This window comes from Ideonella sp. (assembly GCF_041918995.1).
Taxonomy (GTDB): Bacteria; Pseudomonadota; Gammaproteobacteria; order Burkholderiales; family Burkholderiaceae_C; genus Ideonella.
Genome location: NZ_JAYRUN010000035.1, coordinates 1 through 2,072 on the forward strand (window position 1 = coordinate 1; position 2,072 = coordinate 2,072).

At 67.7% G+C, this 2,072-nt stretch carries 3 protein-coding genes; 1 reads left to right on the forward strand and 2 read right to left on the reverse strand.

The window, feature by feature from the left end; genetic code table 11:
- Positions 1-698: tetratricopeptide repeat protein (locus ACE3UN_RS18875; RefSeq protein WP_374676541.1), on the forward strand; the 698-nt coding region annotated here is incomplete at its 5' end.
- 18 nt (positions 699-716) lie between these two features.
- On the opposite strand, the gene ACE3UN_RS18880 is transcribed toward ACE3UN_RS18875, so the two are convergent.
- Both ACE3UN_RS18880 and ACE3UN_RS18885 read right to left on the reverse strand, forming a co-directional pair.
- Complete coding sequence (locus ACE3UN_RS18880; protein ID WP_374676542.1) at positions 717-1,712, reverse strand: hypothetical protein; 996 nt, start codon at positions 1,710-1,712, stop codon at positions 717-719.
- Between the two features lie 107 nt (positions 1,713-1,819).
- Positions 1,820-2,072, reverse strand: a 253-nt coding sequence (locus ACE3UN_RS18885; RefSeq protein WP_374676543.1) for a phosphoribosylaminoimidazolesuccinocarboxamide synthase, incomplete at its 5' end; no start/stop codon positions are given.

Genomic DNA, 2,072 nt, shown 5'->3' on the forward strand with positions numbered 1-2,072 from the left:
CATTCGGCATCCGCAGCATTCCCACCTGCATCCTGCTCAAGGGCGGCCAGCCGGTGGACGGGTTCATGGGCGCACTGCCCGAGGGCAAGATCAAGGAATTCCTGGACAAGCACGTACCCGCCGCCGAGGAACTGGAGGCCGAGGCCGCCGAGGAAGAAGCGCTGGACGCACTGGCCGATGGCGACACCGACGCCGCGCTGGAGAAGCTGCAGCACGCCGTGGCCACCGACCCGGCCAATGACGATGCGCGCTTTGACTACGTGAAGCTGCTGCTCCAGCTGGGCCGCATTGACGACGCCAAGGTGGCCTTTGCACCCGTGATTGCCAAGACCGGCACCGTGCGCCGCCTTGATTCGCTGATGCGCTGGCAAAACGCCATCGATTTCGCGCACGCGCAGCCCGATGGCGCCACCGCGTTGGACGCACGCATTGCCGCCAACAAGCGCGACTTTGAAGCCCGCTTCGGCAAGGCGCAGTGCCTGATGGCGGCCCAGCAATGGACCGCCGCCATGGACGAGCTGCTGGAAATCCTGATGCGCGACAAGGCCTGGAACGACGAGCTGGCCCGCAAGACCTACGTTGCCATCCTGGACGTGATCGAGCCGCCCAAGCCCAAGGTGGCCGAAGGCCAGATCCCGCCCGACGATCCCGTGGTGGCCACCTACCGGCGCCGGCTGTCCAGCGTTGTGCTGAGCTGAGCGGCGGGCCGTGCGGGCTCAGCCGCCCGCTGTCAGGCCACTGCGCATGACGCTGACCTGGTATTGCGGCTCCGTGCGGCCCTTTTCGTACAGGCGCACGGTGGCCTGCGGCCCCTGAAGGTCCAGCAGCCCGAAGTTCTCGTCACCATCCTGCGCCGCCCCCGAGGTGATGACCTCCAACAGGCCGGGGTGCCGGATCGGACCGACATTGCGGTGCAGGTCACCGCAGACCATGATGACGTTGCCCAATTGCGCGGCCACGGCCTTGAGTTCAGCCGCCTCTTCATACATCTGCCAGTAGTCTTCGCGCAGCTTCTGCCTGACGCTGTAGGGCCGTCCGCTGACCAGCACCGACCAGCCGCCGGTATGGGCCTGCAGCCCGGCCACCACCTGCGCCCAGTCTGCCGGGCGCTGCATCCACCGGGGCGCATCTGCCTTTGAGCTGTGGGCATGCATGCGCTGGTCGGGCAGGAAGACCTGCACGCCCGGCCACGACAGCACTTCGTCCACGCCACGGTCGCTGGTGTCGGCCGTGGCCTGCGCCAGCGTGGGCTCGCCGGGGTAGGGCGTACCGGGCTCGAAGCCGCGCAGCGCGGTGCGGAACATCTCGAACAGGTAGCGCGTGATGCGCCGCTTCTCCACTGAAAAGCGCGGGTCGGTGCCGAATGAATTGTTGTAGCCAAAGTCATGGTCGTCCCAGACCATGCCCACGCGGCGCTGGCCGCCTTCCCTGGGCAGCGTGGCCAGCAGCGCCTGGAACTGCGGCACCTCGTATTGGCCAAGGTACTGGCCGTACATGAGCGACAGGAAGTCCTGCGCGGACATCTTGAGCTGGGGCTTGCGCCATGCGTCCCAAACCCCATAGCCACTGTAGACCTGGTCGCCCGCCAGCAGCAGGCCATCCAGCCCCTGCGGCGCGCGCGATCGCAATGTGTCCCACACGGGCTGGATGCGCTTGCCGTCCTGGATTTCGCAGGACGACAGGCGCATGCAGGAAGCCAGGCCGATCAGCATGAGGTCTCCTGTGGTGGTGCTGGGCAAGGCCCCCATGCTAGCGGCAGCGGGCGCCGCCGCGCATCGTCAGTTCGGGGGATGTGACGTGGCAGGCGTGGGGCCTGCGTTCAGGCCGTCAGGCGCTCCATCGCCTCGCGGTACTTGGCTGCTGTCTGCTCCACCACCTCGCGCGGCAGGCGCGGCGCGGGCGGCGTCTTGCCCCAGGGCTTGCCGTTGACCTGGGCCTGGTCCAGCCAGTCGCGCAGGAACTGCTTGTCATAGCTGGGCGGGTTGCGGCCCTCGGCCAGGCTCTGCGCCCAGGTGTCGGCGGGCCAGTAACGCGACGAATCGGGCGTGAGCACCTCGTCCATCAGCACCAGG

Bases quoted from the DNA above. Each gene is read 5' to 3' on its own strand.
- ACE3UN_RS18880 (WP_374676542.1), bottom strand. From the start codon at position 1,712: ATGCTGATCGGCCTGGCTTCCTGCATGCGCCTGTCGTCCTGCGAAATC.